The sequence below is a fragment of the Serratia sp. CY76391 genome (assembly GCF_052166695.1).
Classification (GTDB): Bacteria; Pseudomonadota; Gammaproteobacteria; order Enterobacterales; family Enterobacteriaceae; genus Serratia; species Serratia nematodiphila.
In genome coordinates this window covers 55,230-68,926 of sequence record NZ_JBJNOJ010000003.1, presented here as the reverse complement: position 1 = coordinate 68,926, position 13,697 = coordinate 55,230, and the positions used below count along the sequence as shown (strand labels likewise).

The following is a 13,697-nucleotide window of genomic DNA, read 5'->3' as shown; positions in this document are numbered from 1 at the left end:
CCTTAAACCTTGGCGATCAGGGGCCGGCCGAGCAGGCCCTGCGGACGGAAGATCAGGATCGCCACCAGCAACCCGAAGGAGAACACGTCCTTGTAATCCGAATTCACCATGCCGGCAAACTGCGCCTCCGCCACACCGAGCAGCAGCCCGCCCAGCATCGCGCCCGGCAGCGATCCGATGCCGCCCAGCACCGCGGCGGTGAAGGCCTTGATGCCAATGATAAAGCCGACGTAAAAATCGAAGGTGCCGTAGTTCATGGTGATCAGCACCCCGGCCAACCCGGCCATGGCGGCGCCGATCACGAACACCAGCGAGATCACCCGATCGGTATTGATGCCGAGAATCGAAGCCATTTTGCGATCCTGCTGGGTGGCGCGGCAGATGCGCCCCAGCCGGGTGCGCTGAATGATGTAGGTGAGGATCGCCATGCCGAGCAGCGACGCCACCAAAATGAACACTTTGGTGTAGGTGATCTGTACCACGCCGCCGTCGAACTCCAGGCGGAACACGCCGCTCAGCAGCGTCGGGATACCCTGCTGGCGCGGCCCTTGGCTTATCTGCGCGTAGTTTTGCAGGATTAACGACATGCCGATGGCGGAGATCAGCGGCGCCAGGCGGGTGGAGTTGCGCAGCGGCTTGTAGGCGATGCGCTCGATTACCCAGCCGTACACCCCGGTGATGACGATGGTGAACACCAGCGTGCCGAGGATCAGCAGCGGAAACGAGTGCAGCCCGAAGAACGACAGCAGCGCCAAACCGATGGCGCACAGGTAGGCGGAGATCATATATACCTCGCCGTGGGCGAAGTTAATCATGCCGATGATGCCGTAAACCATGGTGTAGCCGATGGCGATCAGGCCATACACCGCGCCGAGGGTCAGGCCGTTGATCAGCTGTTGCAGAAAGAATACATCCATAATGAGCAGTCTCGCCTGGTAAGGCCGCCAACGCAGTCCGACGCGGCCCAAAGGTCATCGCGGAACGGGCGCGCCAGGGCGGCGGCCCGTCGGTCATAGGGTCATAACTTCACGGTTAGGCCGTTTACAGTTGGTGATATTTGCCCTTGTCATCCCATTGATAGACCACGTAGTCCGAGACCTTCAGGTCGCCCTTCTGGTCCCAGGCTTTCTTGCCCATCACGGTGTCCACGTCGTGTGACTTCAGCCATTCGGCGGCCTTGGCGCTGTCTTTGCCACCGGTGGCGTTGAAGGCGGCGGCGATCGCCTGGATCGAGGCGTAGGAATAGAGGGTGTAGCCTTCCGGCTCAAAGCCGCTGGCGCGGAACTTGGCGATCACCGCCTTGCCCTCCGGGATCAGGCGCGGATCGTTGCCGAAGGTCATCAGCACGCCGTTGGTGTACTGCGGCCCGCCGGCGGCGGTCACCAGCTCTTCGGTCACCACGCAGTCGCCGGAGAAGAACTTGGCGGTCACGCCCTGCTCGCGCATCTGGCGCACCAGCGGCCCGGCTTCGGGATGGCAGCCGCCGAAGTAGACCACGTCCGGCTTGACCGAGGCGATCTTGGTCACCAGGGCGTTGAAGTCTTTCTCGCCGCGCGACAGCCCCTCGTACAGTACTTCCTTGACCCCGCGCTTGTTCATCGCCGCCTTGGCGGCGTCCGCCAACCCCTGGCCGTAGGTGTCTTTATCGTGGATCACCGCGATGCGTTTGGCCTTCAGGGTATCCAGCATGTAGTTGGTGGCGATAACGCCCTGCTGATCGTCGCGCCCGCACATGCGGAACATGGTCTTCATGCCGCGCTCGGTGATCTGCGGGTTGGTGGATCCGGGGGTAATGGCGATGATGCCGGCCTCGTCATACACCTCGGAGGCGGGCATGGTGGATGAGGAACAGAAGTGGCCAACCACCGCCGACACCTTGTCCTGATCCACCAGCCGGTTGGCGACCGCGACCGCCTGCTTCGGTTCGCAGGCGTCATCCCCCTGCACCAGCTTGATTTTTTCCCCTTTGATCCCGCCGGCGGCGTTGATGTCCGCCGCCGCCTGCGAAGCCCCGCGCCAATACTGATCGCCATAGGTGGCGTTCGGCCCGGAGAACGGCCCGGCGACGCCGATGACGATATCGGCCTGCGCGGAAAAAGCCGTACCTAAACAACCGATGAGCAAAGCAGCGAGCGGACTTTTTATCAATTTCGATGACATTGTTATCTTCCTCAGCACTGTTGTAGCGAAACGCCCTGGGGCGCGGATCAGTCACTTTATGTGTAGACGGGGAAAATAATTTTCTTGAGAGCGCAGTCGCATTCCCCAAAAATGGGTAAGCAAAAATCCAGCCATTGTGACGACGAATACATATTGTTTGCTTATTCATCCTACATATCAGTTGCGGCGCGGCGTGTGGCGGCGTTAACCAGGGTCTGGCCAATACGGTTAGCGCGAGTGGAAGTGTGGGAGGGAGAACGGCCCTGCACCATCGCCGTGCAAAGGCGTGTGCAATCGTTGTGGGCCGCAAAATCACCGCACAGCGATGGAAAATGCCGAAAAACAGCGCAAGATGTTCATTCCGCCAGCAAACGCGCTTTTTTTGCAGTTTAGCGCTTTGACAAACCCCAGGCACCCCGCTATTATTCGCCCCGTTCACACGATTCCTCTGTAGTTCAGTCGGTAGAACGGCGGACTGTTAATCCGTATGTCACTGGTTCGAGTCCAGTCAGAGGAGCCATATTTAGAAAAGCCCGCTTAAGGCAACTTAAGCGGGCTTTTTGCTTTAACGCTGAATGCATCGACAGGCAGCGTTACTCCTTGGCTATCGGCGCGTCATTCTCTTCAATTTTTACCTTGCCCTGAATATCCGCGATCTTCTTCTCCAGATCCGCCACCTGCGCTTTGCTGTGCAGCAAGGTATAGGTCAGATCAAACTGCGCACTGGCGCCAGGCTGCAGCTGCTTAACGCGTTTTTGTTCGCGCTCAATAGTGACCGGGTAAGCATAGCTGGTGCCCGGCTCAATCCCCGTCACATACCCCTGTTTTAACGTATCGGTATTCTTCCACAGCGTCAGGACGGGCAGCTGGCGGGTATCGAACTGAATCGCCACCCCTTTGTCGCCTGCGTTATTGACCAGCGCCGCCAGCGTTTGATGATTCGGATCCGATAATGGCTTAATGTTAAAGACCATTTCATCGAACCCTTTGGTTGGCCCGGCATAGGTTCCCCAGGTCTTCAGCCCGGCTTTGGCATAGTCGTTAAACGGGCTGATGCCGGCCATCGGCGCCAGGAAGCGGGCGCCATTTTCCAGAATCGGCGCGCCGAAATTGCTGTGATAAATAATCTGGTAGTCATGGGGATAATCCGCCCGATTGGTTAACACATCATGCAGGCTGAAACTGTTGCTGCCGGGCACATAGCGCAATTCGGTCAGGGTTTGCAGATCGGCTTTTTTGAATGTGCTCTCTTTGATCAGGCCGCGAATACGAATTTCATACGGCGCCGTATCCGCAACCTCAACCTCAACCCGCGAGGCCGGCGTATTGCCCGCTTTGCCGTGCAACGTGTAAATTTGCCCTCCTTCGGTCACCGGATGACCGGTCCACTCATAGCCACAACGCACCATCATCTCATTGAAACCTTCCAGCCAGCCGAGCCCATTGCGGCTTTCCAGATTGATAAAAGCGGGGTTAACCACCTCTTTGACCGGTGAATCCCATCCCATTTTCGCGCCAAAGCCTTCTGCCCGCAGGAGGTTCATGCCGCGGGTGGGACTCAGCGTGATGGTCAGGCCATCCTGGCTGCGGATAATCAGGACTTTGCTGCCTTCTTGCTTGCCGCCGTGCAACACTTTCTGCTCAATGCTGAACGTTTTATCCTTCACCTTCAGCGCCTCGCTCGAAATCTTCCAGTTTCCTTTCTCCACGCCATCTTCAGCGCTGGTCAGCACCCAACTCTGCGCCGCCGCCTGCCCTGAAATCAGGGCCGAAAACACCGCCATAACCCATGCCTTTTTCATTTCCCTTCCCCTTTAGCTGAATCGATTTTTTTCAAAGCAAGCAAAATCTACTGTCAAGCAGGTTAAAGAAATGTGATGAGCTTCACCGGGTGAGTATTTGACTAAATAGCGCGATAAAAATACGAATTTCATCGCAGTTTTAATGAAATACGTTGAGTTTTTGCACATGAAACGAGCTATTTATCAACATAATTTGTATCGTTTCAGCTAAAGAGCAAGGAGACAGTTACGGGCAAGCAAGACATCGCGAAGGGAGTGCGGGTGGCTTGTTTAACGCTATCCGGCCCAAACGAAAGTGCTCAGACAGCCTGCCCGTCTTGAGCCTCTTTGCTTTCACGGCCGCCTGCTTGTGTCAACGGCTCCCTGGTGCACAAAGCCCGCTCCGGGGAACCTGAGCGGGCTTTGTGCCTTTCTGCCGTTAGCGCTTACAGCACAAACTCATAGTGAGAGCCGTCCGGCAGTTCGACATCCAGGCGCAGTTTGCCGCCGGCCGCCTCAACATAGCGTTTAAGCGAAGACAGTTTCAGATCGCGGCCCGGTTTTTCCATCACGGCGACGGTCGGTTGCCTGATCCCCAGCGCCTGCGCCATTTCAACCTGGGTTTTCTGCACCTTCTCGCGCAGCTCGGCAAGATGGATGTTCAGCATAATGTCCGTCGCCATTGCCTGCGCTTCGGCCACGACCTCGGGCTTTTCATCCGCAATAAGCTGTTCCAGCGTTCTGCCCATCGCGTCACTCCTTCTCTTTTAGTGTGTTCAGCCAATTCGTGAATTCCCGATCAGCAATCTGCAGCATTCGATCGTAAAAACGTTTTTCATCGCCCGCTTTATTGCCCGCGCAAAGCACCATGCCGACGCGGTACGGATCGAAGGCGAAAAATGCCCGCAACGGTTCGCCACGGCTCTGAATACGCAGCTCTTTCATGTTGCTGTAACGCGAGCCTTTAACCGTATCGGCATAGAGCCTGGGCAAGCCGGGCCCTTTTTCCCGCAGAACCATCAATGCAGCAAGCACGCAGGACCGGTCGGCATCGCTGAGTGATCTGAACCAATGATCAAATGCATCCGTTGTTTTAATTTCCCACACGGAACCTCCCTGAAATATAGATCAATAGCTATATAGATGCAAAGCTATAGCAGAGAGGCGCTGGGATAGCATGCAAAGGCATGCGTGGATACTGCAAGGCTGAACGTACATCCACGCATTTTGCAAACGCAGTGCGCGGCATTCACCTTTTTACGAGCGGTATCGAATAATCGTTCAGAGGCACGGGCGCTTCCCCGCCGCCCCTTTATGAACCCTGTCACAAAAAGCGCATAACGTTTTCGGCGTTCTGCGCAGCGGGCGGTGAGCGGCAAACTTGTTAACGCCACGTTACATCGGGTTAGGCAACATTGTTAACGCCGATTGATGCGCCAAACGCATCGCGCCATGCGTTTATTGCGCTTATTTACTTTATTTTCCTGAGCGAGTCTTCAGCAACAGGCGCGGCGTCAGGCGCCAATAACAAACTGGAGATAACGATGCATTCCTCTACCTCACCCATGACCACCCGGGCCAGATCCGGCGCGATACTGCGCGTCACCTCCGGCAACTTTTTAGAGCAGTTCGATTTTTTCCTGTTCGGCTTTTACGCTACCTACATCGCACACACCTTTTTCCCGGCCAGCAGCGAGTTCGCCTCGCTGATGATGACCTTCGCGGTATTCGGCGCGGGCTTTTTGATGCGCCCTATCGGCGCCATCGTGCTGGGCGCTTACATCGATAAAGTCGGCCGCCGCAAAGGGCTGATCGTCACCCTGTCGATCATGGCCGCGGGCACCTTCCTGATCGTGCTGATCCCCTCTTACCAAAGCATCGGGCTTTGGGCGCCGCTGCTGGTGCTGTGCGGGCGTCTGTTGCAAGGCTTCTCGGCGGGCGCGGAGCTGGGCGGCGTGTCCGTCTATCTGGCCGAAATCGCCACGCCGGGCCGTAAAGGCTTCTACACCAGCTGGCAGTCCGGCAGCCAGCAGGTGGCGATCATGGTGGCGGCGGCCATGGGCTTCGCGCTCAATGCGGCGCTGGAAGAAAGCGCCATTCGCGAATGGGGCTGGCGCCTGCCTTTCCTGTTCGGCTGCCTGATCGTTCCCTTCATCTTTTTCCTGCGCCGCAAGCTGGAAGAGACGCAGGAATTTACCGCTCGCCGTCACCACCTGGCGATGCGCGACGTGTTTAAAACCCTGCTGAAAAACTGGCCGGTGGTGATCGCCGGCATGCTGATGGTCGCCATGACCACCACCGCGTTTTACCTGATCACCGTCTATGCGCCGACCTTCGGCAAAAAGGTGCTGCTGCTCAGCGCCTCCGACAGCTTGCTGGTCACCCTGCTGGTGGCGATCTCCAACTTCATCTGGCTGCCCATCGGCGGCGCGCTGTCGGACCGTTTCGGCCGCAAACCGGTGCTGGTCGCCATGACGTTGCTGACGTTGGCCACCGCCTACCCGGCGCTGAGCCTGCTCGCCGCCGCCCCCAGCTTCGGCATGATGCTGGCCGTGCTGCTGTGGCTGTCCTTCATTTACGGCCTCTACAACGGCGCCATGATCCCGGCGTTGACGGAGATCATGCCAACGGAAGTGCGGGTGGCCGGGTTCTCGCTGGCCTACAGCCTGGCGACGGCGGTGTTCGGCGGCTTTACGCCGGTGGTCTCCACCGCGTTGATCGAATACACCGGCGACAAGGCTTCACCGGGCTACTGGATGAGCTTCGCCGCGCTGTGCGCCCTGCTGGCGACGCTGTATATGTATCGCCGCATCGCCATGCCGCTGCAAACCGCGCGCTAAGCCGCCATCTCAAAAGGAATGATGCCATGCAAAAACTCACTCGTTCGATCCTCGCCGCGCTGGTGTGCGCCTCCTGCAGTACGGCGGCGCTGGCCAAAGACGTGACCGTCATGATCTCCGGCGGCTTCAAAGCCGCACTGGAGAAGCTGGCTCCGGAATATGAAGCTCAAAGCGGCGACAAAATCATTCTGGTGTCCGGCCCCTCGATGGGCAAAACGCCGCAGGCGATCCCCGCGCGGCTGGCGCGCGGAGAGCAAGCCGATGTGCTGATCATGGTGGGCGACGCGCTCACCCAACTGGAAAAAGAGCGCTGGACCCAGCCGGGTTCGCGCGTGGAGCTGGCCGATTCGCCGATCGGCATGGTGGTGAAACAGGGTGCGCCCAAGCCGGTGATAAAAACGGATGCCGAGCTGCGCAATGTCTTGCTGCAGGCTGACTCTTTCGCCTATTCCGACAGCGCCAGCGGCCGCTATGTCAGCGGCCAACTGTTCAAAAAACTGGGCATCGAGGAACAGGTGAAAGGGAAAGCACATAAGGTTGAGCGCATTCCGGTGGCCTCTGAAGTGGCGCAGGGGAAATATGCGCTGGGCTTCCAGCAGGTGAGCGAATTGCTGCCCGTGGCGGGCGTCACCTTTATCGGCGAGCTGCCGGAAAACGTGCAGTACATCACCCGCTTCGCCGGCGCGGTGACCGCCAAGGCCGAGCACCGCCGCGAAGGCAAAGCGTTGCTGGACTTCCTCGCCTCCTCTCAGGCACAGCCGACCATTCGCGCGACCGGCATGCGAACCGTGCCGGCGCAGCAGCCGGTCAGGCAGAGTGATACTGTTCAGTAATCAGCTTTTCCAGCTCGGCGGCGACGAAAGACTGCATGCGGCCGCGGCGCCGGATCAAACCGACGGTGCGTTTCACCACCGGATCAACCAGCGATACCGACGTCAACACCGAATGTTCTGAAGTGGGCATCGACATGGCGGGCACGGCGGCAATGCCGATGCCCGCCTCAACCATGCCCAGCATGGTCGTCACATGGCGAGTTTCACACACGCTGGGGCGTTCCGGCACGAGGTGTTCCAGGCGCTGATCGAGCAGATTGCGATTGCCGGAGGTTTTATCCAGCGAGACGTAATCCTGCTGATAGAACTCTTGCCAGGTGAGGCTCTTTTTAGCGGCGAGCGGATGGTCGCGCCGGCAGGCGGCCACGTAGACGTCCCCCACCAACGGCACAAATTCAAGATTAGGCTGCAGCCGCCCGGCGAAGCAGATGCCGAAGTCGGCCTGGCCGCCGGTGACCGCCTCGATGACATTACCTGCGCTGCCGTCGATCAGCTTGACGCGCACGCGCGGATAGCGCAGCCGGAAACGGCGTATCACGTCGGGCATGAAATAGTAGGCCGCCGAGGGCACCGTGGCGACGGTAACCAGCCCCACCCGCTCCTGGCTGACCTTGTCGATATCGGCCAACACCGCTTCGACGTTCATCAGCAACTGTTCCGAACGTTCGGCAAAAGCCTGCCCGTACAGCGTCAAGGTCACGCGCCGGGTGGTGCGATCGAACAGCTTGATGCCCAGCGCGTTTTCCAGCTTCTCAATCCTGCGGCTCAATGCCGACTGGGACAGGCAGATGGACTCTGCGGCCAGCCGAAAATTGCCATACTCCACCAGCGCGCGAAACGCATAGAGATCGTTGAGATCAAAATTCACGGGCATAACGGCCAACTCTCCTTGCTGAAATGGCAGAAGACGCAAAACAGCGATGATAACCGCTTATATCGCCACGTTCACCAACTGGGTGGTTGAACCACCCAAGCCCCTATCGCCCCAGCAGCACCATTCCCCAAATAATGATAGTCATCACCACGGCTACCAGCTGCGCTGCGCCGCCCAAATCTTTGGCGCGTTTGGATAACGGATGCAATTCCAGCGAAATGCGATCGACTACGGTTTCAATCGCCGTATTAAGCAGCTCAACCACCAATAGCAGAAAACTGCAGGTGATTAATAACAGCCTTTCTATATTTGTAATATCCAAACCAAATGTAACAACCAGTAAAATAGCGTTAATAACCAATAATTGGCGGAACGCATCTTCGGTAAGCACAGCATCAATAAACCCGGCCCAGGAATTCCTAATGCTGTAGGTTAATCGGCTTATTCCTTTTTTCTTTTCCACAGGCATACAATCAGCTCTCGTCAAAACTGCGACAGTCACTCGCAAATAAATCACGCAGCGTGAATTTATCTCAAGTTTATTAATTAAAAACCTTAACCATTCTCTTTCAGGAAACGATGCATTCACTCACTCGCCGTCACCCCGCTCCTGAAACGGCACCGCCCGAAAATGCCCTGGCGCGGTTATTATTCTGGGAGCGTAAAAAGAGGACGCGATATCAGCCGCTTAAAGCGTTTTCTCGTACAAGCGGTAGCGCTTGTACGGCACCGCGCCGATGCGTTCTAAAATCGTCCGCATGCCGGTATTGGTTTCCAGGATCCACGACATTTCCAGCGCGTCGATATTGCGCTTCGCGAAAGGCTCGCGCAGCGCCTCAATCAGCAGCAGCGCAATAATGGGCCCGATGCGGCTGAATTGATATTCCTGGCGTACGCCCATCAACGGCACGCGCGCGGTGCGCACGCCGCTGACTTTCAGGCGCCACAATAGCTTCGCCCAGCCGAACGGCAATAAACGCCCCTGCAGATCGGCAATCGCTTCGTTAATGTTCGGCAGACCGACGATAAAGGCGCAGGGGGCGCCATCCACCTCGGCGATATGGATCATATCGTCGGGCACCAAGAACTTCAGCTGATCCCCCATGGTGGCGAACTCGTGCTCGGTGAACGGGACAAACCCCCAGTTATGTTGCCACCCGGAGTTGAACACCTCGCGCAGCACCTGCATCTCCTCGCGAAAGCGCTTGCGATTGAGACGGCGGACGGTCACCTTTTTACGCACCTGATCCATCATCCGAGTTAACGACGGCGAAAAATGCAGGTCGGTTCTTTTCATCCAATAGGCAAGTAAATCAATCCCTTCGCTGTAGCCCTGCTGCGCTATCTGGGCCGCGTAGTAAGGTTTCGCGTGCGTCATCAGGGCGGAAGGCGGGGTATCGAACCCTTCGACCAACAGGCCGCTTTCCTGATTGATATTTAGGCTGAATGGCCCGGTGATTTTACGCGCGCCTTTCGACCTCAGCCACTCCTCCGCTACCGTGAATAAGGTGCTGAACACGGCGGGATCGTCAACGGCGTCAATCATGCCGAAGTGGCCGGTATCCTCACCATGCAGCTCCCGGTGCAGAGAATCGATTTGCGCAGTGATGCGCCCAACCACTTTGCCCTGTTTTTTGGCCACCCATGCCTGCCATTCAATATGGTCGGTCCCGGGATTCTTCTTTGACAGGTGCTCTTCGCGCTCTACATGCAGCGGCTCAATCCAGTTCGGATCATCGCGAAACAGTTGCGAGGGGAAAGCAATAAATTCTTTAAGTTCGCGTTTATCCAGAACTTTCTCAATACGGATCATAAATAGCCTTACGTTTTAATAAAATAATTAAATAAGCACGCGACAACGCCTTTAGCATTTTTTATGCTGTTGCCTTTTATTGAATTGTGTATTGCCTCCGGCTCACTGATAAGAAAAACCGAATATTCCCCCCCGGCGAATCAGCAACGTGTTGCCTGACATTCACCCTGTGATGTCCATAATTGATAAAAAAAGGAAACAGAAAGCGGCGCAGCCAGGCTACGCTAATAGTGCTCTTTTATTATTTCGTGCTGTTATGGTAAAAGAAACTCGCCGCTTTTAGTGTACCGACTTTAATCAGGAGGTGCGCCGCCATTTTTACCACTTAATGCTATTTTTAAGATTAGCCTTAAATGAATCGTTCACTTTTGAATTTCTTGCGGCATACTGTTTAGGAAGTGTTTAAGTTCCAAGATAGCCATGCATGAGGTCATAACCTATGAGCCGACAGTTATTTCCTGCCCGACAGATGCAGACTAAAGAACGGCGAAGTCCGGATATTACAATAGTCTCTCATATCTCGCCAGGGTGCCGCTCAAGGCTGATGACTCGGGCTACTTACGCTCTGCCCGGTTAATAACCGGCATGCCGCTCGAGCACGGCAATATACGCTGTTCGCGGAATGAAGATGGTTGAATAACAAACTTATTCAAAACCTATTCATAGTAAAACATCAATTACCTCGCCAAGAGTGATTTTTCTCTTTTGGTGATTTTTAATCTATGGCTAAGTTTGTCTATGTCTGAAACAAGTTCCGTTCATTCTCTTCCCATGCGCTATGCGGACTTCCCCACGTTAGTGGACGCGTTGGATTACGCGGCACTCGGTAATACGGGAATGAATTTTTACGACCGTCGCAATCAACTCGTGACCGTTCTCGACTATCGCACGCTGCAGCAAAAAGCGATCGCGGGCGCGCGGCGTTTATTGTCCCTGAAGCTCAAGAAAGGCGATCGCGTGGCGCTTATCGCCGAAACCAGCCCGGGCTTCGTCGAAGCCTTTTTCGCTTGCCAATATGCCGGCCTGGTGGCGGTGCCGTTGGCGATCCCGATGGGCGTTGGCCAGCGCGACTCCTACACCGCCAAACTGAAAGGGCTGATCGCCAGCTGCAACCCCGCGGCGATCATCAGCAGCGAAGAGTGGACACCGCTCATCGCGTCGGCCACGGAAAACACGTCGGCGATGCACATCCTCAGCGACGCGGACTTTAACGCCTTGCCAGAGCCGGAGATCGCGTTGCCGGCGCCTTCGCCCGACGATATCGCCTATCTCCAATACACCTCGGGCAGCACCCGCTTTCCGCGCGGCGTGATCATTACCCAGCGGGCGGCGATGGCGAACCTGAACGCGATCAGTCGCGACGGGATCAAGTTGCGCGCCGGCGACCGCTGCGTTTCGTGGCTGCCCTTCTATCACGATATGGGCCTGGTCGGTTTCCTGCTGACGCCGGTGGCGACCCAGCTGTCCGTCGACTACCTGCGCACGCAAGATTTCGCCATGCGCCCGATGCAGTGGCTGAAACTGATCGCCAAGAATCGCGGCACGGTGTCCGTCGCCCCGCCGTTCGGCTACGATCTGTGTCTGCGCCGCAGCAACGCCAAAGAGCTGGCCGATCTGGATCTTTCCAGCTGGCGGGTTGCGGGCGTGGGCGCCGAGCCGATCCCGGCCGAGCTGCTCGCCCAGTTTGGCGAACACTTCAGCAGCATCAACTTCGACAGCAAAGCCTTCATGCCGTGCTATGGCCTGGCCGAGAACACCCTGGCGGTGAGTTTTTCCGACCCTTGTTCCGGCCCGCAGACCAACGAGGTCGACCGCGATATTTTGGAATACGAGGGTAAAGCGGTCGCGCCGGGCAAGAAGACCCGCGCCGTCTCGACCTTCGTCAACTGCGGCCGTGCGCTGCCCGGCCATCGTATTGAGATCCGCAGCGAAACCGGGCAACCGCTGCCGGAACGTCAGGTCGGCCATATCACGATTTCCGGCCCCAGCCTGATGAACGGCTATTTCTGCGACGATGAGTCCCAGCAGCAGATCCAGGTGACCGGCTGGATGGACACCGGCGATCTCGGCTATCTGCTGGACGGCTATCTGTACGTCACCGGCCGCAAGAAGGATTTGATCATCATTCGCGGCCGCAATATCTGGCCGCAGGATATTGAGTACGTCGCGGAATCCGAACCGGAAATCCGTTCCGGCGATGCGATTGCCTTCGTGACCGAAGAACACGACGAAGCGGCCAGGATCATTTTGCAGATCCAGTGTCGAGTCAGTTCGGAAGAACGCCGTGAACAAATCGTGCATTCGCTGAGCGCGCGCATTCAAAGCGAGTTCGGCATCGCGGTGGACATCGAGCTGCTGCCGCCGCACAGCATTCCCCGCACGTCGTCGGGCAAACCCGCGCGCGCGGAGGCCAAGAAACGCTGGCTGAGCGCTTCGCTCTACCCGCAAATGCCGCAGCTGGCCGGTTTCGCGCAATGAGCGGCACCGTGGCAGTGACGGGCGCGACCGGCTTTATCGGCCGGCATATCGTCCAGGATCTGCTGGCGCAAGGGTTTAGCGTGCGCGCCCTGACTCGGCAAGCCGGAAAAGCCGCCGCAGACAACCTGCAGTGGATCCCCGGCGCGCTGGAAGATCGGCCCTCGCTCACCGAACTGGTGCGCGGTGCGGAGTGCGTCGTGCATTGTGCGGGCCAGGTGCGCGGGCATGCGGAAGCGGTGTTCACCCGCTGCAACGTCACCGGCAGCCTGAATTTGATGCAGGCGGCCAAACAGAACGGCCGCTGCAATCGCTTCTTGTTCATGTCGTCGCTGGCGGCCCGCCATCCGGCGCTGTCCTGGTACGCCCATTCAAAACAGGCCGCCGAGCAGCAACTCATCGCCGCCACGGGCGATATCGCGCTGGGGATTTTCCGCCCGACGGCGGTTTACGGGCCCGGCGATAAAGAGCTGAAACCGCTGTTCAACGGCCTGCTGCGCGGCGTGCTGCCCCGGCTGGGCGCACCTGACGCCAGGCTCTCTTTTCTGCACGTGAGCGATTTGGCAAAGGCGGTCAGCCAATGGGTGCAAACCGAACCCGCGCAGCCGAATATTTACGAACTGTGCGACGGCGTGGCCGAAGGCTATAACTGGCTGCGCCTGCGGGACATCGGCGCCGCCGTGCGTCACGGGCCGGTACGTCTGGTGGGCATTCCGCTGCCGCTGCTGAAAGCCCTGGCGGATATCAGCGTGGTGTGGAACCGCCTGGTAAAAAAAGAGCCGATGCTGACGCGCAGCAAAATACGCGAATTAACGCATCGCGACTGGTCCGCCAGTAATCAGGCGCTGTCGCAACAGATTAATTGGTTTCCACAGGTGAGTTTGGAACGCGCGCTGCGTGAAGGGCTGTTTTAATTATTCC

Annotated in this window: 12 protein-coding genes and 1 tRNA gene; 5 read left to right on the top strand and 8 right to left on the bottom strand. The window is 57.5% G+C overall.

Annotated elements, in window-relative coordinates:
• Positions 1–2 precede the first annotated feature (2 nt).
• Complete coding sequence (locus tag ACJ8PN_RS08195; protein ID WP_004928592.1) at positions 3–917, bottom strand: ABC transporter permease subunit; 915 nt, start codon at positions 915–917, stop codon at positions 3–5.
• A gap of 124 nt (positions 918–1,041) precedes the next feature.
• Positions 1,042–2,160: a branched-chain amino acid ABC transporter substrate-binding protein gene (locus ACJ8PN_RS08190; RefSeq protein WP_015378469.1), complete on the bottom strand. Its 1,119-nt coding sequence runs from the start codon at positions 2,158–2,160 to the stop codon at positions 1,042–1,044.
• A gap of 444 nt (positions 2,161–2,604) precedes the next feature.
• Between ACJ8PN_RS08190 and ACJ8PN_RS08185 the strand changes: the two genes are divergently transcribed.
• A tRNA-Asn gene (locus tag ACJ8PN_RS08185) sits at positions 2,605–2,680 on the top strand.
• A 73-nt stretch (positions 2,681–2,753) separates the two neighbouring features.
• Here the strand turns inward: ACJ8PN_RS08185 and ACJ8PN_RS08180 are convergent.
• From ACJ8PN_RS08180 to ACJ8PN_RS08170, 3 genes are all read right to left on the bottom strand, one after another.
• Positions 2,754–3,962: an aldose 1-epimerase family protein gene (locus tag ACJ8PN_RS08180; protein ID WP_351109790.1), complete on the bottom strand. Its 1,209-nt coding sequence runs from the start codon at positions 3,960–3,962 to the stop codon at positions 2,754–2,756.
• Between the two features lie 425 nt (positions 3,963–4,387).
• On the bottom strand, positions 4,388–4,690 hold the full coding sequence (locus tag ACJ8PN_RS08175; RefSeq protein WP_171454388.1) for an XRE family transcriptional regulator: 303 nt from the start codon (positions 4,688–4,690) through the stop codon (positions 4,388–4,390).
• A 4-nt stretch (positions 4,691–4,694) separates the two neighbouring features.
• Complete coding sequence (locus tag ACJ8PN_RS08170) at positions 4,695–5,048, bottom strand: type II toxin-antitoxin system RelE/ParE family toxin (RefSeq protein WP_351109787.1); 354 nt, start codon at positions 5,046–5,048, stop codon at positions 4,695–4,697.
• A 437-nt stretch (positions 5,049–5,485) separates the two neighbouring features.
• Here ACJ8PN_RS08170 and ACJ8PN_RS08165 point away from each other — a divergent pair, with 437 nt between their 5' ends.
• A complete protein-coding gene (locus ACJ8PN_RS08165) occupies positions 5,486–6,781 on the top strand; it encodes an MFS transporter (protein ID WP_171454390.1) in 1,296 nt (431 codons plus the stop codon).
• Positions 6,782–6,807: 26 nt separating this feature from the next.
• Positions 6,808–7,614, top strand: coding sequence for a substrate-binding domain-containing protein (locus tag ACJ8PN_RS08160; RefSeq protein ID WP_033632598.1), 807 nt, complete (start codon positions 6,808–6,810; stop codon positions 7,612–7,614).
• Here the strand turns inward: ACJ8PN_RS08160 and ACJ8PN_RS08155 are convergent.
• The 3 genes from ACJ8PN_RS08155 to ACJ8PN_RS08145 all read right to left on the bottom strand — a co-directional run bounded on the left by ACJ8PN_RS08155 (position 7,589) and on the right by ACJ8PN_RS08145 (position 10,301).
• Positions 7,589–8,488 (bottom strand): LysR family transcriptional regulator, encoded by a 900-nt coding sequence (locus ACJ8PN_RS08155; RefSeq protein WP_171454391.1) that lies wholly within the window; start codon positions 8,486–8,488, stop codon positions 7,589–7,591. The genes ACJ8PN_RS08160 and ACJ8PN_RS08155 overlap by 26 nt on opposite strands.
• A gap of 103 nt (positions 8,489–8,591) precedes the next feature.
• Positions 8,592–9,077, bottom strand: a complete 486-nt coding sequence (locus tag ACJ8PN_RS08150) for a diacylglycerol kinase (protein WP_351109784.1) — start codon at positions 9,075–9,077, stop codon at positions 8,592–8,594.
• Positions 9,078–9,176: 99 nt separating this feature from the next.
• Positions 9,177–10,301, bottom strand: coding sequence for a hypothetical protein (locus ACJ8PN_RS08145; RefSeq protein WP_016927031.1), 1,125 nt, complete (start codon positions 10,299–10,301; stop codon positions 9,177–9,179).
• 738 nt (positions 10,302–11,039) lie between these two features.
• Between ACJ8PN_RS08145 and ACJ8PN_RS08140 the strand changes: the two genes are divergently transcribed.
• Together ACJ8PN_RS08140 and ACJ8PN_RS08135 are read left to right on the top strand one after the other, a co-directional pair.
• Positions 11,040–12,779, top strand: coding sequence for a fatty acyl-AMP ligase (locus tag ACJ8PN_RS08140; protein ID WP_033645743.1), 1,740 nt, complete (start codon positions 11,040–11,042; stop codon positions 12,777–12,779).
• Positions 12,776–13,690 (top strand): NAD-dependent epimerase/dehydratase family protein, encoded by a 915-nt coding sequence (locus tag ACJ8PN_RS08135; RefSeq protein ID WP_442534800.1) that lies wholly within the window; start codon positions 12,776–12,778, stop codon positions 13,688–13,690. Before ACJ8PN_RS08140 ends, ACJ8PN_RS08135 begins: the two co-directional genes overlap by 4 nt.
• The last annotated feature ends 7 nt before the right edge of the window (positions 13,691–13,697 follow it).

Excerpts from the sequence above, each read along its gene's own strand:
- ACJ8PN_RS08175 (WP_171454388.1), bottom strand. The coding sequence starts at position 4,690 with ATGGGCAGAACGCTGGAACAGCTTATTGCGGATGAAAAGCCCGAGGTC.
- ACJ8PN_RS08160 (WP_033632598.1), top strand. The coding sequence starts at position 6,808 with ATGCAAAAACTCACTCGTTCGATCCTCGCCGCGCTGGTGTGCGCCTCC.
- ACJ8PN_RS08155 (WP_171454391.1), bottom strand. The coding sequence starts at position 8,488 with ATGCCCGTGAATTTTGATCTCAACGATCTCTATGCGTTTCGCGCGCTG.
- ACJ8PN_RS08135 (WP_442534800.1), top strand. The coding sequence starts at position 12,776 with ATGAGCGGCACCGTGGCAGTGACGGGCGCGACCGGCTTTATCGGCCGG.
- ACJ8PN_RS08165 (WP_171454390.1), top strand. The coding sequence starts at position 5,486 with ATGCATTCCTCTACCTCACCCATGACCACCCGGGCCAGATCCGGCGCG.
- ACJ8PN_RS08145 (WP_016927031.1), bottom strand. The coding sequence starts at position 10,301 with ATGATCCGTATTGAGAAAGTTCTGGATAAACGCGAACTTAAAGAATTT.
- ACJ8PN_RS08180 (WP_351109790.1), bottom strand. The coding sequence starts at position 3,962 with ATGAAAAAGGCATGGGTTATGGCGGTGTTTTCGGCCCTGATTTCAGGG.
- ACJ8PN_RS08140 (WP_033645743.1), top strand. The coding sequence starts at position 11,040 with ATGTCTGAAACAAGTTCCGTTCATTCTCTTCCCATGCGCTATGCGGAC.
- ACJ8PN_RS08190 (WP_015378469.1), bottom strand. The coding sequence starts at position 2,160 with ATGTCATCGAAATTGATAAAAAGTCCGCTCGCTGCTTTGCTCATCGGT.
- ACJ8PN_RS08195 (WP_004928592.1), bottom strand. The coding sequence starts at position 917 with ATGGATGTATTCTTTCTGCAACAGCTGATCAACGGCCTGACCCTCGGC.